The organism is Variovorax sp. TLI9-5A, assembly GCF_056867935.1.
Window position 1 is genome coordinate 6,493,077 of the sequence record NZ_CP200310.1, and the last position, 23,219, is coordinate 6,516,295.

25 protein-coding genes are annotated in these 23,219 nt (G+C 66.8%); 11 read left to right on the top strand and 14 right to left on the bottom strand.

All coding sequences use genetic code 11. The features are described 5' to 3' along the window. Positions 1 to 146: 146 nt before the first annotated feature. Both AC1VNX_RS30875 and AC1VNX_RS30880 read right to left on the bottom strand, forming a co-directional pair. Positions 147 to 1,190 (bottom strand): toxin-antitoxin system YwqK family antitoxin, encoded by a 1,044-nt coding sequence (locus AC1VNX_RS30875; protein WP_483161346.1) that lies wholly within the window; start codon positions 1,188 to 1,190, stop codon positions 147 to 149. A gap of 37 nt (positions 1,191 to 1,227) precedes the next feature. Beyond that, on the bottom strand, positions 1,228 to 1,635 hold the full coding sequence (locus AC1VNX_RS30880) for a hypothetical protein (RefSeq protein ID WP_483161347.1): 408 nt from the start codon (positions 1,633 to 1,635) through the stop codon (positions 1,228 to 1,230). Positions 1,636 to 1,794: 159 nt separating this feature from the next. Between AC1VNX_RS30880 and AC1VNX_RS30885 the strand changes: the two genes are divergently transcribed. Further along, the gene (locus AC1VNX_RS30885) at positions 1,795 to 2,157 is read left to right on the top strand and encodes a helix-turn-helix domain-containing protein (RefSeq protein WP_483161348.1); all 363 of its coding nucleotides are present in this window, start codon (positions 1,795 to 1,797) and stop codon (positions 2,155 to 2,157) included. Between the two features lie 599 nt (positions 2,158 to 2,756). Continuing rightward, positions 2,757 to 2,999, top strand: a complete 243-nt coding sequence (locus tag AC1VNX_RS30890) for a helix-turn-helix domain-containing protein (protein ID WP_483161349.1) — start codon at positions 2,757 to 2,759, stop codon at positions 2,997 to 2,999. A 221-nt stretch (positions 3,000 to 3,220) separates the two neighbouring features. On the opposite strand, the gene AC1VNX_RS30895 is transcribed toward AC1VNX_RS30890, so the two are convergent. The 3 genes from AC1VNX_RS30895 to AC1VNX_RS30905 form a co-directional block, all read right to left on the bottom strand. Then, a complete protein-coding gene (locus AC1VNX_RS30895; protein ID WP_483161350.1) occupies positions 3,221 to 4,591 on the bottom strand; it encodes a sigma-54-dependent transcriptional regulator in 1,371 nt (456 codons plus the stop codon). 7 nt (positions 4,592 to 4,598) lie between these two features. Further along, the gene (locus tag AC1VNX_RS30900; protein ID WP_483161351.1) at positions 4,599 to 6,461 is read right to left on the bottom strand and encodes a sensor histidine kinase; all 1,863 of its coding nucleotides are present in this window, start codon (positions 6,459 to 6,461) and stop codon (positions 4,599 to 4,601) included. 86 nt (positions 6,462 to 6,547) lie between these two features. Further along, the gene (locus AC1VNX_RS30905; RefSeq protein ID WP_483162045.1) at positions 6,548 to 7,900 is read right to left on the bottom strand and encodes a dicarboxylate/amino acid:cation symporter; all 1,353 of its coding nucleotides are present in this window, start codon (positions 7,898 to 7,900) and stop codon (positions 6,548 to 6,550) included. 261 nt (positions 7,901 to 8,161) lie between these two features. Here AC1VNX_RS30905 and AC1VNX_RS30910 point away from each other — a divergent pair, with 261 nt between their 5' ends. Genes AC1VNX_RS30910 through AC1VNX_RS30920 form a run of 3 tightly spaced genes read left to right on the top strand, consistent with a single transcriptional unit; the run spans position 8,162 to position 10,772 of the window. Then, positions 8,162 to 9,580: an MFS transporter gene (locus tag AC1VNX_RS30910; protein WP_483161352.1), complete on the top strand. Its 1,419-nt coding sequence runs from the start codon at positions 8,162 to 8,164 to the stop codon at positions 9,578 to 9,580. Between the two features lie 50 nt (positions 9,581 to 9,630). Next, entirely contained in the window at positions 9,631 to 10,329 is a 699-nt protein-coding gene (locus AC1VNX_RS30915; RefSeq protein ID WP_483161353.1) for an aspartate/glutamate racemase family protein, read from the top strand. A gap of 41 nt (positions 10,330 to 10,370) precedes the next feature. Beyond that, a complete protein-coding gene (locus AC1VNX_RS30920) occupies positions 10,371 to 10,772 on the top strand; it encodes a PaaI family thioesterase (protein ID WP_483161354.1) in 402 nt (133 codons plus the stop codon). Positions 10,773 to 10,811: 39 nt separating this feature from the next. On the opposite strand, the gene AC1VNX_RS30925 is transcribed toward AC1VNX_RS30920, so the two are convergent. After that, positions 10,812 to 11,168 carry a hypothetical protein gene (locus AC1VNX_RS30925; protein ID WP_483161355.1) on the bottom strand — a complete coding sequence of 119 codons (357 nt, stop codon included), beginning with the start codon at positions 11,166 to 11,168 and terminating at the stop codon, positions 10,812 to 10,814. A 399-nt stretch (positions 11,169 to 11,567) separates the two neighbouring features. On the opposite strand from AC1VNX_RS30925, the gene AC1VNX_RS30930 reads away from it, so the two are divergent. Continuing rightward, positions 11,568 to 11,927, top strand: a complete 360-nt coding sequence (locus AC1VNX_RS30930) for a hypothetical protein (protein ID WP_483161356.1) — start codon at positions 11,568 to 11,570, stop codon at positions 11,925 to 11,927. A gap of 328 nt (positions 11,928 to 12,255) precedes the next feature. Here AC1VNX_RS30930 and AC1VNX_RS30935 read toward each other — a convergent pair whose 3' ends face one another. Together AC1VNX_RS30935 and AC1VNX_RS30940 are read right to left on the bottom strand one after the other, a co-directional pair. Continuing rightward, positions 12,256 to 13,272: a TRAP transporter substrate-binding protein gene (locus AC1VNX_RS30935; protein WP_483161357.1), complete on the bottom strand. Its 1,017-nt coding sequence runs from the start codon at positions 13,270 to 13,272 to the stop codon at positions 12,256 to 12,258. Positions 13,273 to 13,297: 25 nt separating this feature from the next. Continuing rightward, positions 13,298 to 14,080, bottom strand: a complete 783-nt coding sequence (locus AC1VNX_RS30940; RefSeq protein ID WP_483161358.1) for an IclR family transcriptional regulator — start codon at positions 14,078 to 14,080, stop codon at positions 13,298 to 13,300. A 150-nt stretch (positions 14,081 to 14,230) separates the two neighbouring features. Here AC1VNX_RS30940 and AC1VNX_RS30945 point away from each other — a divergent pair, with 150 nt between their 5' ends. From AC1VNX_RS30945 to AC1VNX_RS30965, 5 genes are read left to right on the top strand one after another with little or no spacing between them, the layout of a single operon-like run. Beyond that, positions 14,231 to 15,232, top strand: a complete 1,002-nt coding sequence (locus tag AC1VNX_RS30945; protein WP_483161359.1) for a TRAP transporter substrate-binding protein — start codon at positions 14,231 to 14,233, stop codon at positions 15,230 to 15,232. Positions 15,233 to 15,252: 20 nt separating this feature from the next. Continuing rightward, positions 15,253 to 15,708 (top strand): type II 3-dehydroquinate dehydratase, encoded by a 456-nt coding sequence (locus AC1VNX_RS30950; protein WP_483162046.1) that lies wholly within the window; start codon positions 15,253 to 15,255, stop codon positions 15,706 to 15,708. After that, positions 15,705 to 16,268: a TRAP transporter small permease gene (locus tag AC1VNX_RS30955; protein ID WP_483161360.1), complete on the top strand. Its 564-nt coding sequence runs from the start codon at positions 15,705 to 15,707 to the stop codon at positions 16,266 to 16,268. Before AC1VNX_RS30950 ends, AC1VNX_RS30955 begins: the two co-directional genes overlap by 4 nt. Next, positions 16,265 to 17,545 carry a TRAP transporter large permease gene (locus AC1VNX_RS30960; protein ID WP_093178834.1) on the top strand — a complete coding sequence of 427 codons (1,281 nt, stop codon included), beginning with the start codon at positions 16,265 to 16,267 and terminating at the stop codon, positions 17,543 to 17,545. The genes AC1VNX_RS30955 and AC1VNX_RS30960 overlap by 4 nt, the downstream gene beginning before the upstream one ends. A 10-nt stretch (positions 17,546 to 17,555) precedes the next feature. Beyond that, positions 17,556 to 18,986, top strand: coding sequence for an ELWxxDGT repeat protein (locus AC1VNX_RS30965; RefSeq protein ID WP_483161361.1), 1,431 nt, complete (start codon positions 17,556 to 17,558; stop codon positions 18,984 to 18,986). On the opposite strand, the gene AC1VNX_RS30970 is transcribed toward AC1VNX_RS30965, so the two are convergent. Genes AC1VNX_RS30970 through pqqA form a run of 6 tightly spaced genes read right to left on the bottom strand, consistent with a single transcriptional unit; the run spans position 18,967 to position 23,188 of the window. Continuing rightward, entirely contained in the window at positions 18,967 to 19,950 is a 984-nt protein-coding gene (locus AC1VNX_RS30970; RefSeq protein WP_483161362.1) for an alpha/beta fold hydrolase, read from the bottom strand. The genes AC1VNX_RS30965 and AC1VNX_RS30970 overlap by 20 nt on opposite strands. Before the next feature lie 12 nt (positions 19,951 to 19,962). Further along, positions 19,963 to 21,141, bottom strand: a complete 1,179-nt coding sequence (pqqE, locus tag AC1VNX_RS30975; RefSeq protein WP_483161363.1) for a pyrroloquinoline quinone biosynthesis protein PqqE — start codon at positions 21,139 to 21,141, stop codon at positions 19,963 to 19,965. Continuing rightward, the gene (gene pqqD / locus AC1VNX_RS30980) at positions 21,119 to 21,388 is read right to left on the bottom strand and encodes a pyrroloquinoline quinone biosynthesis peptide chaperone PqqD (protein ID WP_483161364.1); all 270 of its coding nucleotides are present in this window, start codon (positions 21,386 to 21,388) and stop codon (positions 21,119 to 21,121) included. Before pqqD ends, pqqE begins: the two co-directional genes overlap by 23 nt. After that, the gene (gene pqqC, locus AC1VNX_RS30985) at positions 21,385 to 22,113 is read right to left on the bottom strand and encodes a pyrroloquinoline-quinone synthase PqqC (protein ID WP_483162047.1); all 729 of its coding nucleotides are present in this window, start codon (positions 22,111 to 22,113) and stop codon (positions 21,385 to 21,387) included. The genes pqqD and pqqC overlap by 4 nt, the downstream gene beginning before the upstream one ends. A 24-nt stretch (positions 22,114 to 22,137) precedes the next feature. After that, positions 22,138 to 23,058 carry a pyrroloquinoline quinone biosynthesis protein PqqB gene (pqqB, locus tag AC1VNX_RS30990; protein ID WP_483161365.1) on the bottom strand — a complete coding sequence of 307 codons (921 nt, stop codon included), beginning with the start codon at positions 23,056 to 23,058 and terminating at the stop codon, positions 22,138 to 22,140. A 55-nt stretch (positions 23,059 to 23,113) separates the two neighbouring features. Continuing rightward, positions 23,114 to 23,188 (bottom strand): pyrroloquinoline quinone precursor peptide PqqA, encoded by a 75-nt coding sequence (gene pqqA, locus AC1VNX_RS30995; RefSeq protein ID WP_080898329.1) that lies wholly within the window; start codon positions 23,186 to 23,188, stop codon positions 23,114 to 23,116. Between the last annotated feature and the right edge of the window lie 31 nt (positions 23,189 to 23,219).

Here is a 23,219-nt window from a genome sequence, read left to right on the forward strand (position 1 = left end):
CCGGCATAGCGCCCGGCCTGTCGGGGCCAGGCAAAGCAGAAGCGGGAATAAAAAAGCCGCTCGATGGCGGCTTAGCTTGAAATGGCTATCACGAGGTGAAACGCATCAACCACGTTTCATCCTCAGATCGCGCAGCAGGACCAAGGTCAGGACTTGATCGCGTGGTGGCACTGCGCCTGCAACTGACCGATTTCAGAATCGGTGATGACCTCCCTGCCCCCTCGGGCCAACTCCTCACGCTGCTCCTTGACGCAGGCTCGGATCTTCTCCTGCCGCGCCTCTTCCGCGATCCGCTCCACGTCGGGGATGTACTCTTCACCTGGACCCGCCGCGTAAACCGCCTTGCCGTTCTCGTAGCGCGCCGCAACGTACGGCTGATTCACCATCCTTTCGGTCTTGGGATCGCGCTTCAGGCGCACCACCTCGCCATGGAGTTGGCCCAGGGCCCAGTGCTGACGGGACTCGAGCAAACCCGTCTCGAATTCGTACCGCTCTTCGACGCCGTTCAACAAGCCCATCTGCACCTGTGCCCGGTAGGCGAGCTGGGTGCCATGCTTGACGTACTCGACGATCTCACCCGTGATGACCCCGTCTTCGACCGGGGTGCGGCGCACCAGCTTGCCGGACCGGTCATCGAAGATTTCTTCAGTCCTGGCGAGCTTGCCCTGCTTGAAGGTCACGTTGAGTACTTCCCGGCCGCTCTCCGGGCCGTAGACGATGGTCCGACCGTCCAGGACGCCGTGGTCGGTGTGCACCACGGCCTTGGGTTTGTTCGTGCCCGGGAAGTAGAACTTGAACTCCCCCGTGAGCACGCCGCGGTCGAACTCCATTTCGTGGGACAGGAATTTCCCGGCGTCCGTGGTGCAGGTCGCAGCACCGTCCGGGATGCCGTCGTCGATGCGGACATCGCAGACTTGGCCCATGGTGTTGTGCGGGAAGCCTGGAGCGGCAATTCCCAGCACGGCGGCAGGCACCTTGGAGACGACCTCGAACTCCTTGCGCACGAGAATCAGGTGGCTCGGGACGTTGGTGATCTTGCCGCTGAAGGGTTTGTTGGCACCGCTGCGATAGAACTTGCCCTGGACGAGCTCCGAGTTTCGGAACTCCAGGGTCGAGGAACCGCAAGCGGCCAGAAACAACGCGGCCAGGGCCATGCACGGCGCAGCAAGCGCCTTGAGTATTTTCTTCATGGTGACTCAGGAAATGGGGGTGAGAAGCGGCCTTTGGTCACTTCCTCAGCGACAGGCCGATGGCGCCGCCGACAAGCACCAGCCCCGCGAAGCCCTGGAAGGCTTCCTCGTCGGAGGCCAGAGCGATCAGGAGCAGCGCGGTCATGATGGTCATGACGACCTTGACGTTCTTGGGGAAGGTTTTGATGGTCGTGCCGACGAGGTAGTAGATCTCCCCGCTCCAGGCGATGACCACGGCAGCGGGTGGGAACACCAGGAACATGCAGACGAGTGCCCAGCGCTGGCGGAACCAGGGGATCGAACCGTAGGGGCCGGGGGCGGTGGCGGCAGCGCTCGGCGTCGCTGACGTGGCTGCCACGGACTGGGGCGCTCCGCATTTGGGGCACGAGGGTGCGGTTTCGTGGATCTGGTGGCCGCAGCCGCGGCAGTGGATGAAGTTGGTCATGCTGATCTCCTTGGTGAATGAATGGGGAAAGTTCGAGTTAAGCCGGGTGTCTGGCGTGCCTTAGGAATCTTCGGATTGCGTCTTATACGACACATACATTTTTACATGTGTCGTATAAGACGTTTCCTTGAGATGCACATTTCTCGACCCTCCTTGAGGATGAGAAATGCTGATCGAGCAAAGAAAGTCCAATCTGCTGCCCCCGTTGCGCCGCTACCGAATCCGATAACCCGCGCTCTCGGGAAAAACCTCAAGCAGCTCAGAGTCGCCGCGAACAAGACCCAAGTGGCGTTGGCTTACGACGCAGAAATCGAGCGGTCGCGAATCTCCAAGCTCGAGGGCGGCCATATCAACCCGTCGTTGATGACACTGGCGACGCTTTGCTACTGCCTTGGGACGACATTGCCAGTGCTCTTCGAAGGGATCACGGTCACGAATCCACCTACGTCGGAGGGCGGCGTCCCGCGACGCAAGAATCAAGCAGTGCTGAACAAGCCAGCAGGGCCGACTCGGAGGCGATAAACAGCTACTCGAGCAGGCAAAGCCAGTGCTCGATTCAGTCATATGTACCTGAAGAATTCTGGATTCGGGCCTGGCAGCCGCAAAGTGCACAGGAATTCCTCCTCGAGTTGAGCGCTGTCGGCTCGTGTCGCACTCTCAGGGCTCCAAGAGAGGGAAACAAGACCGCGCGACCAGGTTTTCGCGCTCCCTACCCTTGTCACATTGCTCTGCGGTGGGAGAGACCACGACTCGGCTCCTGATCACGTTCTCAGCAACGAGCCGATTGCATATAGCTCCTAAGCGCCCAGACTGCGACGTCTCCTGTGCCGCGGCCGCTGGAGACGCCGTATTTGGGGTAGTTGGGGCGGATTCGCAGTTCCGGCGCCCACGGACGAAGTTGGTCATGCTGATCTCTCCTCGGGTTGTTTCTCCAGGGGTGCGGACGCCGGCGGTGCTGAGCCGTCGACGCGCGTACGCCCACCAGCCGGAAGCAGTTGGCCTCTTCCAGGTCACAGAAGTCATATGTGGCTGAAGATTTTTGGAATCGTCCCTGGACAGGTCGAATCCTATCTTGAAAAGTCGATTTACGACTATTCCGAAATGGACTTGACGATGGATGGATGTCCATTTCCCTCTATCACGCTGAATACGAAGCGCTGCGCACCCTGATGCGCGACGTGAGGGAAAAGGCGGGGCTTACTCAGGCCCAATTGGCAGAGATGTTGGGCGTAGGACAGTCATACGTGTCAAAGCTCGAGCGAGGCGAGAACTTCGTTGATGTCCTGTTGTTTGCGCGATGGTGCAGCGCATGTGGCGTCAAGGCAGGAAAGATGCTGGACAGGCTCGTCTCCCCGCCACAATAGATAGCTCAGTGCTGTTATCAGTCTCGGAAGCAGAGCAATTCGTGGACTTTGATGCGTCTGCAGGGTGCGACAACGGAGCTACACCTGGATGCAGCCAGACAAGCACCGCAAGCACGCCTGGTGCATCAAGCAACAAGCCGACGGCAGCGGGCATTTCACTGCCGCTGCACGTCGTGAGGAGCACTAGCTACCAGTTCCGGGCCTGACGCACGCCTCTTCGCCTACTTGAACTCGTCAACCGTCAGGCCCAGCTTGCGCACCTTGTCGTGCAGCGTCTGGCGCGCGATGCCCAGCGCAGCGGCCGTCGCCGGCTGGTCGCCGCGCTGGCGCCGCAGTTCCTCGACGATCACCGCCCGCTCGAAGGATTCCACCTGCTGGGGCAGCCCCTGCGGCAATGCGGGCACGCCCTGCGCCCCGCCGGCGCCGCCGTGCGTCTGCGTCAGGCGCTCGCCCAGCAGCCCCAGCACGAAGCGGTCGGCCACGTTGCGCAGCTCGCGCACGTTGCCGGGCCACGCATAGGCCATCAGGTCGGCGAGCTGCGCGTTGCTCAGCAGCGGCGCGGGACGCTCGTAGCGGCTCGCGGCCTGCAGCGTGAAGTGCTCGAAGAGCAGCGGGATGTCTTCCCGCCGCTCGCGCAGGGGCGGCAGCTCGATGAAGGCCACGCCCAGGCGGTAGTACAGGTCGGCCCTGAACTTCTGCTGGTCGCTCATGGCCTTCAGGTCGTCCTTGCTCGCGGCCACCACGCGGCAATCGAAGGGAATGGTCTTGTTGGAGCCGATGCGCTCGATGCTGCGTTCCTGCAACGCGCGCAGCAGCTTGATCTGCACCGCCATCGGCATGCTTTCGATCTCGTCGAGGAAGAGCGTGCCGCCGCTGGCGTATTCGAACTTGCCCACGCGCATGCGGCTGGCGCCGGTAAAGGCGCCGGCCTCGTGGCCGAACAGCTCGCTCTCGGCCAGCGACTCGGGCAGGCCGCCGCAATTGAGCGGCACGAAATGCTGCCGGCGGCGCGCGCTGTGGTCGTGCAGGCAGCGCGCGACGAGCTCCTTGCCGGTGCCGGTCTCGCCGTACACCAGCACGTCGGCGGAGGTCTCGGCCAGCGTCTTCACCGTCTGGCGCACCTGCTGCATCTGCGCCGAGCGGCCGATCAGCACCGACTGGATGCCCTGCCAGTTCTCCAGCGCGTCGCGCAGCGCGCGCACCTGCAGGCTGAGCTGGCGGCGCTCGATGGCGTGGCGCACGATGGCCACCAGCCGCTCGGAGCTGAAGGGCTTCTCGATGAAGTCGTAGGCGCCCTCGCGCATGGCCTGCACGGCCATCGCGATGTGGCCATGGCCGGTGACCAGGATCACCGGCAGCTCGGGGTCGACGCCGCGCAGTTCGGGCAGCCACTCGGTGCCGCTGAGGCCCGGCAGGCGCACGTCGCTGATGACCACGGCCGGCACGCCGAGGGAGATGTGCGGGCGAGCACGCTCGGCGCTGGGAAAGGATTCGACTTCGAAACCGGCCAGGGTCAGCACCTGGGTGGTGCTGACGCGGACGTCTTCGTCGTCCTCGATCAGCATCACCCGGATGGCAGGGGCTTCGCTCACTTGGGGATCACTCCTGTTGTGCAATGGAAAGGGCGTCGGAAACCGGCGGGTTGCTGCTGCTGTCATGGATCACGGCAATGGCCGCCGGCAGGTCGATGACGAAGCATGCCCCGCCGCCGTCCAGGTTGGCCGCGCGCAGCGTGCCGTCCATGGACCGCACCAATTGTGCCGAGATCACGAGCCCCAGTCCCAGACCCGACCCCGCCGCCTTGCCGGTGACGAAGGGTTCGAACAGGCGCTGCAGGATGTCCGGGCGGATGCCGGGCCCGGTGTCGGTCACCGAAAGCAGCACGCGGCCCTCCTTCGGCCGCGCTTCCATGCGCAGCTTGCGCACCGGCGCGTCCTGCATCGCGTCGATGGCGTTGCGCATCAGGTTGGCGAGCACGCTGCCGAGCGCGGCCTCCTCGGCCATCACGCTCAGCGTGGCGGGCTTCACGTCGACCTCGATGGAAACGCGCTGCTTGCGCGAAGCCTCGGCCACGATCACCTGCGCGTCGGCGATCGCGTGCGACAGCAGCACGGGCGCCAGCGGCAGCTCGCTCTTGTAGGCGAAGGTGCGCAGCTGCGAAGTCAGCCGCGCGAGCCGGTCGACCATGCTTCGGATGCGCTCCAGGTTGCCGCGCACGTCGTCGAGGCGGTTCTTGTCGAGCAGGATGGCTGCGCTTTCCGAGAGCGTGCGCATGGCCGTGAGCGGCTGGTTGAGCTCGTGCACCACGCCGGCCGACATCTGGCCCAGCGCGGCCATCTTGCCGGCATGCACCAGCTCGCCCTGCGCCGCGCGCAGTTGCGCGGTGCGCGCGGCCACGGTCGATTCGAGCGTGTCGTGCGCCGCCTGCAGCGCGGCCTGGTTGGCCAGCTTCTGGCGCACCGCGCGGCGGCGCTGCCACAGCGCCACGGCCACCAGCAGCAGCACCGTCATCGCGAGGCTGGCGGTGATGGCCGCGTTGCGCGCCGCCACATGCAGCGGCGCGAGGTTGTCGAGCACCACCAGCTGCCACGGCGCGCCGCGCAGGGTTCGGGCGGAGGCGAGCTGGTCAACGCCGTCGAGCGAGATCACCTGCACGTCACGGTCCAGCGCCTCCTTCTGCGTCCATTGCAGCGGCTGCAGCGCGGCCTCGCCGTAGGGGCGCGAGCGCAGCACTTCGGCGCGCTGCAGGGCATCAAGCGGCAGCAGCGGCCTGAACTTGATGTCCTCGCGCGTCGAGAGAATGACCACGCCACGCTGGTCGATCAGCGCCACGTCGCCCGGCAGCTTGCGCCAGGCGCGCTCGGCCTCCTCGAGATTGATCTTCACGGCCACCACGCCGCGCGAAGCCTGCCCTCGTCGCAACGCATACGAAAGGTAGTAGCCCGGCTTCTTGCTGGTGATGCCCACGCCATAGAAGCGGCCCCGGCCCTGCCCCAGCGCGTCGATCACGTAGGGCCGGAACGACAGGTCCTGGCCCACGGTGGTGCCGGGCTTGTCCCAGTCGGAAGCGGCCAGCGAGGTGCCGGAGGCGTCGAGCACGTAGAGCATCTCCGCGCCAGCCGCGGCGTTGACGCCTTCGAGATAGCGGTTGACCGAGTCGCGCAGGCGCGTGTCCGTCGCCGTGCCGAGCAGCGCCGGCACCAGGGGCGTCATCTCCAGCAGCGCCGGCAGGTAGTCGAAGCGGGCCAGGTCGGCGTCGAGGCCCGTGGCGAGCATGTCGAGCCGGTGGTCGGCCGCTTCGCGCAGCCGGGTCAGGCCGGCCTGCATGGCGACCTGGTAGCCCGCGAAGGCGGCCACGGCCACCAGGGCCAGCGCGCCGCCCCAGCGGGGCAGGCCGCGCCACCCCCTCGTCGCCTGGTCGGGATGTGGGTCTAGACGCCGGGCCGGCTCCCTTGGATTCATGGGCCCGTTATTGCACAAGGCCGGGCCGCCCGCATTAGTGGCAGCCCGATGGCCCCGGGGCGGGGCCGGAGGGAGCGGAAAAAAGATCAGGAAGCCTGGCGCGCGCTACCGGCCGGCATGTGCGTCTCGGTGGCGTCGAGCACGCGCTCGGGCTCGTCGGCCTCGGCCGTGCTTTCCTGGTTCAGGTGCTGGTTCATGCGCACGGTGTCGAGGTCGCCGGTCCACTTGGCGACCACCAGGGTGGCGACGCCGTTGCCGATCAGGTTGGTGAGCGCGCGGGCTTCCGACATGAAGCGGTCGATGCCAAGAATGAGCGCCAGCCCCGCCACCGGCACATGTCCCACCGCCGACAGCGTGGCCGCCAGCACGATGAAGCCGCTGCCCGTCACGCCGGCCGCGCCCTTCGAGGTCAGCAGCAGCACCGCCAGCAGCGTGAGCTGCTGCGTCAGCGTCATGTCGGTGTTGGTCGCCTGCGCGATGAACACGGCCGCCATCGTCAGGTAGATGGAAGTGCCGTCAAGGTTGAACGAATAGCCGGTCGGAATCACGAGGCCGACCACCGACTTCTTCGCGCCCAGGTTCTCCATCTTGGCCATCATGCGCGGCAGCACCGATTCGCTGGACGACGTGCCCAGCACGATCAGCAGCTCTTCCTTGATGTACTTGATGAACTTCCAGATGCTGAAGCCGTGGAATCGCGCGATGAGCCCCAGCACCACGAAGATGAACAGCAGGCACGTGGCGTAGAAGGTGGCCATCAGCTGGCCGAGCTGCAGCAGCGAGCTCACGCCGTACTTGCCGATGGTGAAGGCCATCGCGCCGAAGGCGCCGATGGGCGCGACCTTCATGATGTAGCCGACGATCACGAAGAGCACGTGCGAGCCCTTCTCGATCACGTCGAACACCAGCGTGCCGCGGCCGCCGAAGCGGTGCAGCGCGAAGCCGAACAGCACCGCGATCAGCAGCACCTGCAGGATCTCGCCCTTGGCGAAGGCGTCGACCACCGTGTTCGGAATGATGTTGAGCAGGAAGTCGGTGGTGCTCTGCATCTTGCCCGGGCCGGTGTAGGCCGCGATGCTCTTGGTGTCGAGCAGGCTCACGTCGACGTTCATGCCCGCGCCGGGCTTGAGCACGTTCACCAGCACCAGGCCCACGATGAGCGCGATGCTGCTGACGATCTCGAAATACAGCAGCGCCATGCCGCCGGTCTTGCCGACCTTCTTCATGTCCTCCATGCCGGCGATGCCGACCACCACCGTGCAGAAGATGATCGGCGCGATGATCATCTTGATCAGCTTGATGAAGCCGTCGCCCAGCGGCTTCATCGAAGCGCCGGTGTCGGGATAGAAGTGGCCCAGGAGCACCCCGAGCACGATGGCCGTGATGACCTGGAAGTACAGGGATTTGTAGAAGGGCTTGGGGGCGGTCTGGTGTTCCATGGGGGTGCTCATTGGTTTGTCTCCAGGTTCGTGACCGGGCCCCACGTCGGGGGCGCGCGGCCGGCCGGTGGTTCAGCAATCAACATGCCACGGCCGGCAGGGGCCGGCGCGCACTCTAAGCCGTTGATTTCATGAGGCTTTTTATGACGGTGCGAAGTGCGGCACGCCGACGATCCGGATGCCGCCGACCGGCCGCGTCCGACCTTCCGGATCGTTAACTCCGGGTAAACCCTAGACGCCAGGCGGTGTCAGACTCGGCGCATGAACGACAACGCCCAGCCGGCCGCGGCCACGGAAAGCGCCTCCAGGCGCATCGCGCTCACCGTGGCGGCCGCCTTCTTCATGGAGACGCTGGACGCCACCGTCATCGTGACGGCGCTGCCGGCCATCGGCGCGGCCTTCGGCATCGGCGCGCTGGACGCGAGCCTGGGCGTGACGGTCTACCTGATCGCAATGGCGGCGCTGGTGCCCGCGGCCGGCTGGTGCGCGGAGCGCTTCGGCGCGCGGCGGGTGTTCGCGCTGGCGGTCGGCACCTTCACCCTCGCCTCGCTCGCCTGCGGGCTCGCGCCGAGCTTCGAATTCTTTGTCGTGGCGCGCGTGGTGCAGGGCGCGGCCGCCGCCTTCATGTCGCCTGTGGGCCGGCTGGTGGTGCTGCGCGAAACGCCGAAGCACCGGCTGATCGAGGCCATCGGCACCATCACCTGGCCAGGGCTCATCGCGCCGGTGATCGGGCCGCCGCTGGGCGGACTCATCGCCACGCATGCGTCGTGGCACTGGATCTTCTTGCTGAACGTGCCGCTGGGCCTCGCGGGCCTGTGGCTGATCATGCGGCTCTTTCCGCGTAGGGCCGACGCGGCGCCGGTGCGCTTCGACGCCACCGGCTTCGTGCTCACCGCCATCGCGCTGGCCGCGCTGGTCGAGGGCCTCACGCGGCTGGGCGGACCGCAGCCAGGCTCGGCCGTCACGCTCGGCCTGCTGGCCGCCGGCGTGGTGGCCACCATTGCCGCCGTGCACCATGCGCGCCGTGTGGCGGCGCCTTTGCTCGACCTGCGCGCGCTGGCGGTGCCGACCTACGCGCTGGCCACTGCGACGGCCGGCTTCATCTCGCGCGTCGCGATCAACGCATCGCCCTTCCTGCTGCCGTTGATGTTCCAGATCGGCTTCGGCATGAGCGCCTTCCAGGCCGGTTCGATGCTGCTGGTGTACATGGCCGGCAACCTCGTGATGAAGAGCGCGACGACGGCGGTGCTGCGGCGCTTCGGCTTTCGCCGCGTGCTGACGGTGAACGGCACGATCTGCGCCGCCACGCTGTTCGGCTGCGGGCTGCTGTCGCCCGGCGACCCGCTGCCGTGGATGTGCGTGCTGCTCTTCGTGGCGGGCATGGCGCGCTCAATGAACTTCACCGCCATCAACACGCTGGCCTTTGCCGACGTACCCGACGAAACCCGGGCTGGCGCCAGCACGCTCGGCACCATGCTGCAGCAGGTGTCGCTCGCGCTCGGCGTTGCGCTGGGCGCGATGGTGCTCGGCGCATCGCAGGCGCTGCGCGGCGCGCCGGCGGTGGAGCTGGTCGATTTCCACCACGCCTGGTACGTGGTCGGCCTGCTGATGGCCATCGCGACGCTGCTGACGCTGCGGCTCGACCGCCATGCGGGCGTGGCGGTGTCGCGCAGGGCGTGAGAACATCGTCCGCGTCGTTTGCTGCCACTTTCCTTCCGGAGACTTCTTCCATGCCACTGCACATCGGCATCGTCGGCTGTTCGGCCGAAGGCGCTGCACTCTGCTATCGCACGCTGTGCGTCGAAGGCGCCAGCCACATGGGCCAGGCTCATGCGCACCCCGAGGTTTCGATGCACACGCACTCGCTCGCCGCGTACGTGGATTGCCTGGACCGCGGCGACCTGGACGGCGTCGCGCAACTGATGCTGTCGTCGGCGGGCAAGCTCGCGGCCGCCGGCGCAGACTTCCTGATCTGCCCAGACAACACCATCCACCAGGCAATGCACCTGGTGCTTGCGCGGTCGCCGCGGCCCTGGCTGCACATTGCCGAGGTCGTTGCGGCAGAGGCCGTGTCACGCGGCTTCCGCAGTGTGGGCGTGCTGGGCACGCACTGGCTGGTGAACAGCGAGGTCTATCCGCAGGCGCTGTCAGCAGCCGGGCTCGAGGCCGTGCGGCCAAGCGCCGAGGAGCGCTCGGAGATGGGCCGCATCATCATGGACGAGCTGGTGCGCGGCGTGATCAGGCCCGAGTCCACCGACGTGCTGCGGCGGATGATCGACGGGCTGAAGGCACGCGGCTGCGATGCCGTGGTGCTGGGCTGCACCGAGCTGCCGCTGGTGCTGAACGACGGCAACTCATCGCTGCCGACGCTGGACTCGACACGTCTGCTGGCGCGCGCGGCGCTGCGGCGCGCGACGGCGGCGGGCTGAGCCGTCATCCCTCAGGACAGGCAGGAAGCAAGGAGACACTCATGCCCGACATCGCCGCGATGCAGAAGCTGCTGGACACCATCTTCCCCGGCCTCATGGGCGTGCGGCTCACCGAACTGGCGCCCGAGCGCGTGGTCGCGCAGATGGCGGTGCGGGCCGACCTGTGCACCGCCGGCGGCATCCTCCACGGCGGCGCCTACATGGCCTTCGCGGACACCCTGGGCGCGGTCGGCACCATCGTCAACCTGCCCGAGGGCAAGCGCACGACGACCACCGATTCGAGCACCAAGTTCATCGCGGGAGCGCGCGTGGGCACCACGGTCACCGGCACCAGCGTGGCGCTGCATCGCGGGCGCACGACCCAGGTGTGGCAGACCTCGATCACCAATGCGGACGGCAAGCTGTGCGCGGTCGTCACGCAGACGCAACTGGTGCTCGACTGAGGCGCATGGCCGCGTCGGCGGCCGCGCGCTCACTCAATCTCAATAGCGGTCTTCGTAGTAGCGGCGGTGCTGCTCGCGCTCCCACTGGCGGCGGCGCCACTCGCGGCGCTCTTCCCAGCGCTGCGCACGCCGTTCTTCCCAGCTGGGTCCGGACTCGTAGTAGACAGGCGCCGGAGCGGAATACACCGGGGCCGGCTGGTAGTAGGTCGGGGCCGGCCGCGAGTACACCGGCGCCGGCTCGTAGTAGACCGGTGCGGGCTCGCTCACGACCACGCCGGGTACGTTGATGCCGACAGACCAGCTCGTGCCCGCGTTGGCGGATGCGGCGGCGAACAAGGCGCCGGCGGCAAGGAAGCCTGCGGCAACCAGCTTGAGCGTGGATTGGGGGAAATTCATTTCTTTCATCTCCTGAAGGACAAGAAGCTGCCCTGATGCCCTTCCAACGCCTGGCTGCACGGTGTGGCGCACATCGCGATCGTGAAGAACGTTCCCAAATGTCACGCTGGGCCGTGATCGGCGGAGGCAAAAGGCCTGCTGGCTATACTGCGCCCGTCACATCACAAGAAGACGTGATCGGGATTGGTCTCCCGTTGAAGCTCTGCGACGAAAGCCGCAGTTTCCCCGCAGGGTCTGCGGCTTTGTCGTTCGTGCCTCCAGTTTTGGCGGCTCGATGGGCGGGCGCGAGCCCGGCCGGTTCTCGCAAGAGCTTCCCGGTAGACCAACCCGTCGAGTCGCCGCCCTCGATTGGTCTCGGGAGCGGCGGTTTTAGCAAACCGAAGCTCTTGGAGGCCATTCATGGCTAGATCCGCTCGCGCATTCACGCGCACATCCTCGCTCCCTCATTCCAACGAGGAACCCGCTGCGCCCTCCGGTGCATCGTCGAAGTCATTCCCTCCTCAAGACGGCCCCGAAGCATTCGCGCTGCAGGCAGGCGACGACATCACCAGCATCCGCGACGTGCACAGCGCATACGCATGCCTCGAGAAGCTCATCGCGCCGCTGCAGGTGAACGACTGCGAAGAGCTCTGCCCGACGCGCTCCGAACTCGGCGCGCTGGTCCGGCTGATCAACGAGGCGCTACATCGGCGCATCGAGGTTGCGGATGGCACGATCAGTTCTCTGCGTGGAGTTCTGCGGGAGAGTTTGGCGAACTAGATATGGACTGGCTGCGCGAGAGCTCCCGAGTCTTGGATATGCTCCCGCAATCACCGCTCTCGTCAGCGGCTTCATGAACGAACCCTGCGACCGCTGATGGACTATCTCGCCCATGCGCCTTCTGCGAAGTTACAAATTTCTCAGGGTACGGATCGGGGTACGGTCGTAGAAAGGCAACAGAAACGGGCGTTGGTTCGAGGATGGAGACTATCAATCAACACGATCGCACTCGTTAGATCGGCTGGGTTCCGCAGAGGGGGATCGCGGTAGGAACGGAGATTGCCCCTGGCAAGGACCAAATACGCACGTTCGCCATCTGTCGCGTCGGCTACTTCCGCACCTTCGCGATTTCCGCCATCAACTCCTGGACGGTGGCCTCGCCCACGGACGCCGAGTACTTGTCGATCACCGGCTTGACCTTGGCGCGCAGCTTTGCCATCTCATCGGGAGGCAATTCCGACACGGTCATTCCTGCTGTCCTCAACGCATCGAGCGCGCTGTCGGCAGCGCCGCGCGAAGCCTGGCGCTGGAACAGCGTCGCCTCGGCCGAGGCTTCGGCGAGGATCTTCTTTTCCTCGGCGCTCATGCCATCCCATGTTTTCTTGCTGACCAGCAGCGCCTGCGGGTTGTAGATGTGCCGGGTCTGGGTGATGTGCTTTTGCACCTCGGCGAACTTGGACGACAGGATGGTGGTGTTCGGGTTCTCCTGGCCGTCGACCGCCTTCTGCTCGAGGGCGGAATACAGCTCCGGGAACGGCAACGGCGTGGCGTTGGCGCCCAGCGCGGCGAACATGTCGATGTAGATCGGCGACTGGATCACGCGAATCTTCAGGCCTGCGATGTCGTCCGCCTTCGTGATCGGCCGCTTGCTGTTGGTGACGTTGCGAAACCCGAGGTCCCAATAGCCCAGCCCGTGCAGTCCCTTGTCCTCCAGCTTGGCCATGAGCTTCTGGCCGAAAGGACCGTCGGTGACCGCATCGGCTTCCTTGCCGCTGTTGAACAGGAACGGGAAATCGTAGGCCGCGAACTCCTTCACCTGCGCCGAGAGGATGCCCGCATTCAGCACCGTGAGCTCGACCGTGCCGCCCTGCAGCGCCGACACGGTCTGCAGGTCGCCGCCGAGCACGCCCCCCGCGAACAGCTTGACGGCGATCTTGCCGCCCGACTTGGCGGCCACCAGATCGGCGAACTTCTGCGCGCCCTGTGCCTGCGGATGGCCGGTCTGGTTCTGGAACGCGAACTTGAGCGTGCGCTCCTTGACCTGTGCGACCGCACCTGGCGCGGCAAGCACAGCCGTGGCGGCCACAGCGGCCAGGAACAGCTTGCGAATCGGATCCTTCTTCATGGCGGTTGTCTCCTCGTTGGGGTTGTCAGGCTCTCTTCTTGAACAGCGCCGATGCGCCACTGGCGCGTGCGACTTCCTCGGCCGTGCCGAGCAGCGCCGGCCCCAGCGCTTCCATCCGCTGCGGAGTCAGCCTGACGGCCGGCCCCGCGATGGTGACCACGCCGATCACCGCGCCGTTGACGGAGAAGACCGGGGCGGCCATGGCGGTCATTCCCGGCGCGAAGACCTCGTTGATCATGCTGAAGCCGCGCTGGCGGGCCGCCTTCACGTAGGCCATCACCGCCTTGAGCGTGGTGGGCGCCTTCGGGCCGAAGTCCTCCGGCTTGCCCAGCCCCTTCTTGGCCACCAGGGCCATCGCATCGTCCTCGCTCATCGTCGAGAGCCAGGCATGCCCCGCGGCGCTGCACGACAGCATCACCGACAGGCCCATGTCCGGGTCGTAGCGCAGCCCATGCGTGGCCCCTTGCGCCTTGGCCACGAAAGTCAGGTCTTCGCCGTCGACCACCGCCAGGCGCACCAGTTCGCCCGAGGCGGCCGCGAGCTGGTCCAGCAGCGGCTGGGCCACATCCACGATGCCCGAATTGCTCAGGAACGACAGGCCGACAGAGACGAGCTTGATGGTCAGCACATAGTGGCCATCGACCAGGTTCTGTCGCACGTAGCCACAACGAATCAGTTCCGTGAGCAGTCGGTGCGATGCGCTCAGGGGAATCTTCAATTCACTGGCCACCGTGGACAGTGCAACACCCTGCGGGTGTTCCGCCAGGTATTCCAACACTTTGAAGCTGCGTCCCAGCATCTCGCTCATTTGATGTCTCCCGGTTCAATCGCGGCCAGCCGCCTGTCTCGACGGCATCACTCTATCAGATCGCGGGAAGGGATTTCCATAATGGAAAGATTTTCCGGAAAACCCAGAATCGCCGCAATCAGTCCTTCTGCCTTCCTCTGGAGACCTTCCGTGAAACTTCTACGTACGCTTGCCGTCGCCGGCCTGTGCATCGGCCTTGTCGCCCCGACCTGGGCCCAACAGGAACGGGTGATCCGCTTCGGCCACCTCAACAATGCCGACCATCCGGTGAGCTTCGGCGTGAAGCGCTTCGCCGAACTGCTCGCGGCCAAGAGCGGCGGCAAGATGAAGGTGCAGGAGTTCCCGGCCTCCCAGCTCGGCAACGAAATGCAGCAGCAGTCCGCCCTGCAAGGCGGCGTCCAGCAGATGTCGGCGCCGGCCACCACGTCGCTCGCGGGCATCGTCAAGGAGTTCGGCCTGGTCGACTTCCCCTTTTCCGTCAGCAGCTTCGCCCAGGCCGACGCCCTGCTCGACGGTCCCCTGGGCCAGGCACTCATCGCCAAGCTGCCCGAGAAAGGCCTCGTGGCCCTCGGCTACTGGGACCTGGGGTTTCGCAACGTCACCAACAGCAAGCGGCCCATCGGCAGGCCCGAGGACCTCGAAGGCCTGAAGATCCGCGTCATTCCCAACCCCGTATTCCTGGAGACCTTCAAGTCCTTCAAGGCCAATCCGGTGCCGATGCCGTTCGCCGAACTCTATGGGGCTCTCGAATCGAAGGCGGTCGATGGCCAGGAGAACCCCTATTCGGTGATCCTGTCGAACAAGTTCTTCGAGGTGCAGAAGTTCGTCAGTGCGACGAATCACGTGTATGCCGCCAACATCGTCCTCGTCAGCAAGAAATTCTGGGACTCGCTCACCCCTGCCGAGCAGAAGATGATGCATGAGGCTGCCGATGAAGCGCGCGGCTACCAGCGCCAGGTCAGCCGCGCGGCGGCCCAGAAGGCCGTCGGCGAGCTGCAGGCCAAGGGCGCCCAGTTCAACGAGGTGAGTGCGGCTGAGCAGGTGCGCATGCGCGAGATCGCCAAGCCCGCGATCGACAAGTTCGCTGCCCAGTACGACCCCGCCATCGTCAAGCTCTACAACGACGAGCTCGCCCGCATCCGCAAACAATGACCGCTGCACGCGCCACCTCCATGAAGATCCTCGTCCTCCACGGCCCCAACCTGAACCTGTTCGGACGCCGCGAACCCCACATCTACGGCAAGACCACGCTCGCCGAGATCAACGCGCGGCTGCAGGCGCTGGCCGGCGAACTCGGCGTGACGCTGGAGACCCTCCAGTCGAACCACGAAGGCGACCTGATCGACTTCCTTCACGCGCACATCGACGACGCGCAGGGCGCGCTGGTCAACCCCGCCGGACTCACGCAGCACGGCGTGCCGCTGCACGATGCGATCAAGGCCATGCCGTTCCCGACCATCGAGGTGCACATGTCCAACATCGCCGCGCGCGAAACCTGGCGCGCCCACTCGATCATCTCGCCGGCGGTCAAGGGCACCATCCAGGGCTTGGGCCCCCAGTCGTACCTGGCCGCCCTGCGCGCGCTGGTGGAGATGCACAGGCAGACCGAAGCGCAGGCCGCCGCATGAGCCGCTGGATCGACCGGTGCTGCCGCGGCATCGAGGCGCTGATCGCGGCCGCGCTCGCGGTGATGGTCGTGCTCGTCTTCGGCAACGTCGTGCTGCGCTACGGCTTCAACTCGGGCATTACCGTGTCCGAAGAAGTGTCTCGCTGGCTCTTCATCTGGATGACCTTCCTGGGCGCCGTGGTCGCCCTGAAGGAGCACGGGCACCTGGGCGTGGACATGGTGGTGCAGAAGTTGCCGCCCCTGGGCAAGAAGGCCTGCCTGGCCGTCGGGCACGTCGTCATGCTCTACATCGTCTGGCTGCTGTTCCAGGGCAGCGTCGCGCAGGCGCGCATCAACTGGGACGTGACCGCGCCCGTCACCGGCGCGTCGATGGCCATCGTCTATGCCTCGGGCGTGGTCTTCTCGGTGCTCGCCGGCCTGATCCTGGCGCTCGACCTGCTGCGCCTGCTCACCGGGCGCATCGCCGAGAGCGACCTCGTGATGATCCAGGAGTCGGAGGAAGCCGTGCAGCTGCAGCAGATCCTCGGTGCGAAGGACGAAGCGCAGGGAGCGCGCCGATGACCATCCTCGTCTTCGTGGGCACCCTGCTGCTGGCCATGGCGATGGGCATTCCCATCGCGTTCTCGCTGCTCGCCAGCGGCGTGGCGCTGATGTGGCATCTCGACCTGTTCGATGCGCAGATCCTTGCGCAGAACGTGATCGGCGGCGCCGACAGCTTCCCATTGCTCGCCGTCCCCTTCTTCATGCTCGCCGGCGAGATCATGAACGTCGGCGGACTGTCCAAGCGCATCGTCGATTTCGCGCTCGCGCTGGTGGGCCATGTGAAGGGGGGCCTGGGCTACGTGACCATCATGGCCGGCTGCCTGCTCTCGGCGCTGTCCGGCTCGGCCGTGGCCGATGCCGCCGCGCTGACCGCGCTGCTGCTGCCGATGATGGTGAGCGCGGGGCACGACAAGGCACGCGCGGGTGGCCTCATCGCGGCCACCGGCGTGATCGGCCCGGTGATCCCCCCGAGCATCGGCCTCGTGATCTTCGGCGTGGCGGCCAACGTGTCGATCTCCAAGTTGTTCCTCGCGGCGATCGTGCCCGGCCTGCTCATCGGCGGTGCCCTGTGGATCACCTGGGCGTGGCTCGTGCGGCGCGAGAAGATCGTTCCGCCGCCGCGCAAGTCCTCGGCCGAGATCGTTTCGGCGTTCCGCAAGGCGCTGTGGGCGCTCATGCTGCCCGTGATCATCCTCGTGGGCCTGCGCATGGGCGTGTTCACGCCGACCGAAGCGGCCGTGGTGGCTGCCGCCTACGCGCTGTTCGTGTCGACGGTGGTGTACCGGGAAATCACGTGGAAGGATCTCTACGGCATCTTCGTGAGCGCGGCCAAGACCAGCGCCATCGTGATGTTCCTGATCGCCGCGGCCATGGTGAGCGCCTGGCTCATCACCGTGGCCGACCTGCCGTCGAAGGTCGTCGGCCTGCTGCAGCCCTTCATGGGCAATCCGGTCCTGCTGATGGCGGCGATCATGGTGCTCGTCATGGTCGTGGGCACGGCGATGGACATGACGCCGACCATCCTGATCCTCACGCCGGTGCTGATGCCGATCGTCAAGGCCGCGGGGATAGATCCCGTGTACTTCGGCGTGCTGTTCATCATCAACAACTCCATCGGACTGGTCACCCCGCCGGTGGGCACGGTGCTGAACGTGGTGGCCGGCGTCGGGAAGATCTCGATGGACGACGTCACGCGCGGCGTGGTGCCCTTCATGATTGCCGAGTTCGCGATCCTGTTCGTGATGGTCGCATTCCCGCAGCTGGTCATCGCACCCGCGCGATGGTTCGGGGGCTGAGGCGGTGGCAATGCCTGGTTCTCCCGGCTCGCTGCGGCATCGGTTCGTTGGTCTCTGGATGCTCGCGTTCCTGACGCAGCTGCCCGCGGCCGCGCAGGACCCCGAGCGCGAGGTGCTGCCCGAGCAGCGCCAGCCGCTGGCTTTCGTTTCGCCCACGGGGCTGACGCCGCTGGGCGGAAAAATGATCTTCAGCGCCTTCCATGCCGAAAGCGGGCAGGAGCTCTGGGTCACGGACGGCAGCCGCGCGGGCACCGCGATGCTCAAGGACCTCCGCCCGGGCTTTCGGGGCGCCTTCCCCGCCGGCCAGACGGCGTTCAAGGGCCATGTCTACACCGCCGCCACCGATGGCGTGCACGGGATCGAGCTCTGGCGCACCGACGGCACCGTCGCGGGCACCGCCCTGGTGATCGACCTCCAGCCGGGCGAAGAAGGCGCGCTGCCGAGCGAGCTGACGGTGTTTCGCGATGCGCTGTACTTCGTGGCCAACGACGGGCGTTCGGGGTTCCAGCTGTGGAAGACGTCGGGCACCGCGCCCACCACGGTGCGCGTGTCCTCGATCGAGGCCGGCCCGCGCGCGCTGGCGCGCCAGCTCACGGTGGCCGGCCAACGCCTGTTCTTCACCGCGACCACGCGCGAGCACGGTCACGAACTCTGGGTCAGCGAAGGCACGCCCGAGAGCACGCGCCTGGTGAAGGACATCCGCCCCGGCCCCGAGGACGCAGGCATCCAGAACCTGATGGCGGTGGGCGACGAACTGTATTTCACCGCCCACGACGGCCTGCACGGGATCGAGCTGTGGAAGAGCGACGGCACGGCACGCGGCACACGCATGGTGAAAGACATCCGGCCCGGTCCCGAGCCCTCCCGCCCGATGCACCTCAGGGCGCTCGGTCGCGCCCTGTACTTCGCCGCCGACGACGGCGTGCACGGCCTCGAGCTCTGGAAGACCGACGGCACCGAGGGCGGGACCACGCTGGTGAAGGACATCCGCCCGGGACCCTCCGGCGCCATTTCCAGCCCGATCACGGCCATGGGCGGCCGGCTCTACTTCGCCGCGACCGACGGCGCCTCGGGCGCGGAACTCTGGCGCAGCGACGGGACGGCCGCAGGGACCGTCCTGGTCAAGGACATCGCGGCGGGTGCGCAGAACGGATCGCCCGCGCGCTTCTCGGTCGTCGGCCCTCGCCTCTGGTTCTCCGCCAACGGCGGCAGCGCCAGCGGCGTCGAACCGTGGACCAGCGACGGCACGCCAGCGGGCACCCGCGCCGTGGCGGACATCGCGTCGGGCGCGCGCCATGCGATGCCGCAGGGTTTCCGCCGGCTGGGCGATTCGGTGCTCTTCGTTGCAGACGATGGCAACGGCAACGAACGGCTGTGGGCGCGGCGCAAGGACGCCCGGGTGGTCCTGATCGGCGATCCGCTCAGCCAGCGCTTGCGCTGACCCGCATGCCGGGCGTAGGGTCTCCCGCGCCGCTGAAGGCCTGCGTGATCGCATAGTCGTGCAACGCCCGCCGCATGGCTGCGGCGATGGCCGGGTTCGTGGGGTCGTGGCCGGCGCCCGCCGCCCACCGCAGGATGGCGCGCCCCTGCAACGCATGCGCCAGCGCCCGGGCGCCCTGCGGCGGGCACAGGCGGTCCTGCGTGCCATGCACGATCAGCGTAGGGACCGTGGGCAACGCGGCGCAGCGCTCGAGGAGCGGGGGCGCGCGCAGCCAGCATCCATGCCTCAGGTAATGAGCCTGCACGCGGTAGCGCGCCACCAGCCGCTGCAGCGTGGCATCGTCGGGCTGCGGCGCGGGCCTTCCCGTGGCCATGCGTTGCTCCCACCCGAACCAGAGCGCGGCGATCCGGTACTGGCGTTCCGGCGTTCCGTGCGCCAGGACCTGCGCGATCACGTCGGTGATTGGACACTGCCGCCGCCACGCCTCGTTCCACAACGCACGCCATTCGGGGTCACCGTGGCGTACCGCCTGCGCGAAGAAACCGTGGATGTCGCCGCCGCGCGCCAGGAACACGTTCCTCAGCAGCAGCCCCGCCACGGCGCCGGGCTGGTCCAGCGCATGGGCCAACGCGAGCGTGGCGCCCCAGGAGCCGCCCACCACGAGCCAGCGCTCGATGCGGAAGTGATCGCGCAGTCGCCGCAGATCGTCAAGCAGATCGGCGAGCGTGTTGGCCGTGATCGCGCCTGCCGGCGTGCTGCGACCCGACCCTCGCTGGTCGGGGCAGATGATGCGGTAGCGCCGCGCATCGAACTCGCGGCGCAACACCGGCGAGCTGCCCGAGCCCGGTCCGCCGTGGAGCACGAGCGCCGGCAGGCCCGCCGGATCGCCATGCTCCTCGACATGCATGACATGTCCGCCGTCCAGCGGCAGCCGGTGAACGATCGGGCGAGAACCCTCCGTCACACGGGGCTCCGCTCAGCCCTGCGCCCGTGCATTGGCGTCCGTGCGAAAGACCAGTTCGCCCGACCGCCTCGCGCCGGGCACGAAACGGATCGGCGTGCCGCCGTTGTCGCCCACGCCCGCCGCGGCCGTGACCATGGCCTCGACCTGCGCGTGGCGCGGACTCTTCGGGCAGACCGGGTCGGTGGCGGCCGCATCGCCGGTCAGGAGAAAGGCCTGGCAGCGGCAGCCGCCATGGTCCATTTCCCGGTCGTCGCAGCTTGCGCAGGTGCTGCTCATCCAGCCAGTGCCGCGGTAGGCGCCGAAGGCCGGACTGTCGTGCCAGATGCTGCGAATGGCGTGCTCGCGAATGTTGGGGAACTCCAGCCCGGGCAGCATCCGCGCGCTGTGGCACGGCAGGGCCACGCCGTCGGGCGCCACCACCAGGAACACGCTGCCCCAGCCGGCCATGCAGGGTTTGGGCTTTCCCTCGGCATAGTCGGGCACCACCCAGAGGATCTTCATGCGTCCCTCCAGACGCGGCCGGTGCGCCTCGACCACCGCTTCGGCGCCCGCCAGCGCCGAGCGGGAAGGCATCAGCATCTCGCGGTTGCGCCATGCCCAGCCGTAGTACTGCACGTTGGCCAGCTCCAGGAAATCCGCCCCCATGGACTCGGCCATCTCGATGATGCGACCGACATGCGGCAGGTTGTAGCGGTGCATCACGCAGTTCAGCACCATCGGATAGCCCAAGTCCTTGATCGTGCGGGCCACGCGCTGCTTCAGGTCGAAGGTGCGCGTGGAACTCAGGAAGTCGTTCAGCTCGCGGGTGGAGTCCTGGAACGACAGCTGGATGTGATCGAGGCCGGCCTTCTTCAGCGCCTCGGCGCGCTGCGGCACAAGGCCCACGCCCGAGGTGATCAGGTTGGTGTAGAAGCCGAGCTGGTGCGCGGCGGCGACGAGCTCCTCGAGGTCCTCGCGCACCAGCGGCTCGCCGCCCGAGAACCCCAGCTGGACGGCCCCCATGGCGCGCGCCTCGCGGAACACGCGAATCCATTCACCCGTGTCGAGTTCGTTGCCATAGCGCGTGTAGTCCACGGGATTCGAACAGAAGGCGCAGTGCAGCGGGCAGCGATAGGTCAGTTCCGCGAGCAGCCACAGCGGCGGTTTCACAGCGGCCGCACGGCCGCGCTCAACGGATCCAGTGGCGTCCACGGGCCTGCTCCAGGAACTCGATCACGTCGGCACGCAGATCGGGTTCGCCGAAGGTGCTTTCCAGGTCGGCCACGAGCGCCGCGATCGAGGTCTTGCCGTCGCAGCGCTTCAGGATCTGCGTCGCCGGCTGGTTCAGCCTGATCATGCCCTCGGGGAACAGCAGCACATGGCACTGCTGCGCCTCTTCCCATTGCATCCTGTACATCGTGCCGAGTGCCGGCTGCGCGCTGTCGGTCCATGCGCTCATGGCTGCTGCTCTTTCGCAAGGTCGTCGGGATAGGCCTTCTCGATGGCGTCGAGCATGGCCCAGAGGATGTCGAGCTTGAAGCCCAGGATCTGCAGGGCACGGGCCTGTCGTTCGCGCGTGGTGCACCACTGCATCGCCACTTCCAGGCCGTGCTCGACATCGCGGTCGGCCAGCGGGATGCGGCTGCGGAAATAGTCCAGGCCCGAGGTGTCGATCCATGGATAGTGCGTGGGCCAGCCCGCGAGCCGGTCCTTGTGGATGCGCGGCGCGAACATCTCCGTCAGCGAGGAGATCACGGCCTCCTGCCAGGGCGCCGTGCGCGCGAAGTTGACGTACGCATCCACGGCGAAGCGCACGCCCGGCAGGACGAGCACGTGCGACTCCAGCACATCGCGCCGAAGGCCGGTCGCGAGGCCCAGGCGTGTCCATATCTCGACGCCGCCGGCGTGGGGGCCTTCGTGGTCGCCGTGCCCGTCGTGGTCGAGCATCCTCACCACCCAGCGCCTGCGCGTTGCGCGGTCGTCGCAATTGGAGAGGATCGCCGCGTCCTTCACGGGAATGCGGCACTGGTAGTAGAACCGGTTCGCCACCCAGCCCCGGACCTGGAAGGGTTGCAGTTCGCCGGCGTTGAGCCGCCGGTTGAACGGATGATGGCTGTGATAGCGCAACTCCATCGCGCGCAGCTGCGACTCGAAGACCTGCGGCGGCCAAGGCTCCTGCTGCATCTGTTGTTGCTGGTGCGTCACGCGTCAGATCTCCAGTTCCATGCCGTCGAAGGCCACCTCGATGCCGCGGCGCACGAGCTCGGCGCGTTCCGGCCCGTCTTCGTCGAGGATCGGGTTGCTGTTGTTGATGTGGATGAGCACTTTCCTGCGCGCGGCGCAGGCGTCCAGCGCGCTCAGCATGCCCGGGCCGTGCGGTCCGTCGCACTGCGGCAGATGGCCCATGTCGGCGGCGTGCTTCTTGCCGAGGCCCGCCGCGACCATCTCGTCCTCGCGCCAGAAGGTGCCGTCGACCAGCACGGTGTCGCAGCCGTCGAGGCACCGGCGCTCGGCCTCGCCGACCCGTGCGAGGCCTGGTGCATAGAACACGCGCCTGCCGCTGGCCGGGTCTTCGATCAGCACGGCCGCGTTGTCGCTTCGCGCCTCGTCCTGCCGGCGCGGCGAGTAAGGGGGCGCCTTGCCGGGAACCGGCACCGCCTGCAGGCGCAGGCCGGCGATCTCGTGCCACGCACCGCCGCCGGGCTCGAGCGGCATCGGGTGCCAGCTCACGCCGCTGTAGCTTTCGAGTGCCTTCAACAATGGCAGGCTGCCGGTGAGGTCTTCATGGGACTCGGGCGTGCAGTAGAGCTGCAGCCGCGATCCCTCGCGCAGGCTCAGAAGCCCCGCGGCATGGTCGATCTGCGAATCCATCAGCACCACGGCCTCGATCGCGGAGTCGCGCAGGCCATGGCGAGGCCACAGCGCCGGCGAGGCGCGCAACTGTGCGCCGATGTCAGGCGACGCGTTCAGCAGCGCCCAGCGTTCGCCGTCGGCCGACACGGCAATCGAACTCTGCGTGCGAGGAAGGGCCCGGACCTGCCCGGTTCGCTGGCCGGCGCACAGGCGGCAGTTGCAATTCCATTGAGGGAAGCCACCGCCCGCTCCCGAGCCAAGAACCAGAATCTTCATGGGGCACAAGAAAAAGACGGCACGGGCGCGAAGCCGGTGCCGTCGGGGGCCGCGCTCAGCGCGCGGAGATGTACATCGTGATCTCGAAGCCGAAACGCAACTCTTCGAACTCAGGCTTGCACCATTTCATCGCATTGCTCCTTCAGTGGTTGGGGGTTAGG

What these genes read in the sequence shown, in the direction of transcription:
- pqqD (WP_483161364.1), bottom strand. Translation starts at nt 21,388, where the DNA reads ATGAGCGCATGGACCGACAGCGCGCAGCCGGCACTCGGCACGATGTAC.
- AC1VNX_RS30950 (WP_483162046.1), top strand. Translation starts at nt 15,253, where the DNA reads ATGAAGATCCTCGTCCTCCACGGCCCCAACCTGAACCTGTTCGGACGC.
- AC1VNX_RS30905 (WP_483162045.1), bottom strand. Translation starts at nt 7,900, where the DNA reads ATGGAACACCAGACCGCCCCCAAGCCCTTCTACAAATCCCTGTACTTC.
- pqqB (WP_483161365.1), bottom strand. Translation starts at nt 23,058, where the DNA reads ATGAAGATTCTGGTTCTTGGCTCGGGAGCGGGCGGTGGCTTCCCTCAA.
- AC1VNX_RS30925 (WP_483161355.1), bottom strand. Translation starts at nt 11,168, where the DNA reads ATGAATTTCCCCCAATCCACGCTCAAGCTGGTTGCCGCAGGCTTCCTT.
- AC1VNX_RS30875 (WP_483161346.1), bottom strand. Translation starts at nt 1,190, where the DNA reads ATGAAGAAAATACTCAAGGCGCTTGCTGCGCCGTGCATGGCCCTGGCC.
- AC1VNX_RS30965 (WP_483161361.1), top strand. Translation starts at nt 17,556, where the DNA reads ATGCCTGGTTCTCCCGGCTCGCTGCGGCATCGGTTCGTTGGTCTCTGG.
- AC1VNX_RS30880 (WP_483161347.1), bottom strand. Translation starts at nt 1,635, where the DNA reads ATGACCAACTTCATCCACTGCCGCGGCTGCGGCCACCAGATCCACGAA.
- AC1VNX_RS30885 (WP_483161348.1), top strand. Translation starts at nt 1,795, where the DNA reads ATGAGAAATGCTGATCGAGCAAAGAAAGTCCAATCTGCTGCCCCCGTT.
- AC1VNX_RS30955 (WP_483161360.1), top strand. Translation starts at nt 15,705, where the DNA reads ATGAGCCGCTGGATCGACCGGTGCTGCCGCGGCATCGAGGCGCTGATC.
- AC1VNX_RS30915 (WP_483161353.1), top strand. Translation starts at nt 9,631, where the DNA reads ATGCCACTGCACATCGGCATCGTCGGCTGTTCGGCCGAAGGCGCTGCA.
- AC1VNX_RS30940 (WP_483161358.1), bottom strand. Translation starts at nt 14,080, where the DNA reads ATGAGCGAGATGCTGGGACGCAGCTTCAAAGTGTTGGAATACCTGGCG.
- AC1VNX_RS30910 (WP_483161352.1), top strand. Translation starts at nt 8,162, where the DNA reads ATGAACGACAACGCCCAGCCGGCCGCGGCCACGGAAAGCGCCTCCAGG.
- AC1VNX_RS30930 (WP_483161356.1), top strand. Translation starts at nt 11,568, where the DNA reads ATGGCTAGATCCGCTCGCGCATTCACGCGCACATCCTCGCTCCCTCAT.
- AC1VNX_RS30890 (WP_483161349.1), top strand. Translation starts at nt 2,757, where the DNA reads ATGTCCATTTCCCTCTATCACGCTGAATACGAAGCGCTGCGCACCCTG.
- pqqC (WP_483162047.1), bottom strand. Translation starts at nt 22,113, where the DNA reads ATGCAGCAGGAGCCTTGGCCGCCGCAGGTCTTCGAGTCGCAGCTGCGC.
- AC1VNX_RS30900 (WP_483161351.1), bottom strand. Translation starts at nt 6,461, where the DNA reads ATGAATCCAAGGGAGCCGGCCCGGCGTCTAGACCCACATCCCGACCAG.
- AC1VNX_RS30920 (WP_483161354.1), top strand. Translation starts at nt 10,371, where the DNA reads ATGCCCGACATCGCCGCGATGCAGAAGCTGCTGGACACCATCTTCCCC.
- AC1VNX_RS30960 (WP_093178834.1), top strand. Translation starts at nt 16,265, where the DNA reads ATGACCATCCTCGTCTTCGTGGGCACCCTGCTGCTGGCCATGGCGATG.
- AC1VNX_RS30935 (WP_483161357.1), bottom strand. Translation starts at nt 13,272, where the DNA reads ATGAAGAAGGATCCGATTCGCAAGCTGTTCCTGGCCGCTGTGGCCGCC.